A 1,028-nucleotide genomic window follows, 5' to 3' on the forward strand; every position below is an offset into this window, starting at 1 on the left:
GGTCAAGGGCATCGACGCGCATATCGTCGACGACACCGAACAGATGCGCGCCGCCATCGCCGCCAAGGGTGGCCGCCCGATCGAGGTGATCGAAGGGCCGCTGATGGACGGGATGAACGTGGTCGGCGACCTGTTCGGCTCGGGCAAGATGTTCCTGCCGCAGGTGGTCAAATCCGCGCGCGTGATGAAGAAGGCCGTCGCCCACCTTATCCCCTTCATCGAGGCCGAGAAGGACTTGCTCCCCGAAGAGGAGCGCAAGGCCAAGGGCAAGATCATCATGGCGACGGTGAAGGGCGATGTGCATGACATCGGCAAGAACATTGTCGGCGTGGTGCTGCTTTGTTTGCGCCTTTCGGGCCTTCCGGCTGGTCGCTGGAGCATGATCTAGCGGAAGTGCCTTTGCCCTGTAGCGGCTGCCGAGCTCGGTTCTGTTTGGGTGGATGTGAGCGAAAACGGGTGACCTTAGCTGTCGCACTTGCTCTGACAGAGCCGCTCCGCTGCGTGCGGGGAGCGCGACGGCAGGTGAACGGCCCGCCCAAGATTTGGTTGTTGCCATCACTCGCAGCTATGGGCATCAAATTCACCCAAAAGCCTACCCTTGGATAGTGGATACTTCGGGCCCAGACTACTTGTCACGACGTGTTTTGACGCTCGGTTTACCAGCAAACGTGTAGCGCGACGGCGGGGTAAAAATAGGAATGATTGCGTGACAAGAATCGGATTTTTTTCGCTTCTGACATTGTACGTAATTGAGACTCTCGCCGTCATCGCGAGTTTTCAAATCTTCACTCCAATTGATTGCCGCCTGACTGGTCTTGAAACAGAGTGCCGAGCCTTACGCAGTGTATTTATTAGTGCATTGTGTGTCGTGGTTGCTTTAGGTTTAGTAATATACGGCCAAAAAAATGCGTGGCGCCGATTTTTTGAAATTTTTCAGAATTCTGACCGAGAAAATAAATGGGCTTTAATTCATCTGGTTGGAATTTCCATTATATTTTTCCCTTTGCTAATAATCCCCAATTATAACT

1 protein-coding gene and 1 pseudogene are annotated in these 1,028 nt (G+C 53.5%); both read left to right on the top strand.

Going from position 1 to position 1,028, the window contains the following annotated elements; all coding sequences use genetic code 11:
• A pseudogene (locus SOQ14_RS14290) lies at window positions 1-343 on the top strand (B12-binding domain-containing protein); the annotation flags it as partial.
• 363 nt (window positions 344-706) lie between these two features.
• On the top strand, window positions 707-1,028 hold a 322-nt coding region (locus tag SOQ14_RS14295), incomplete at its 3' end, for a hypothetical protein (protein ID WP_322898786.1).

The organism is Erythrobacter epiphyticus (assembly GCF_034653295.1).
Taxonomy (GTDB): Bacteria; Pseudomonadota; Alphaproteobacteria; order Sphingomonadales; family Sphingomonadaceae; genus Erythrobacter.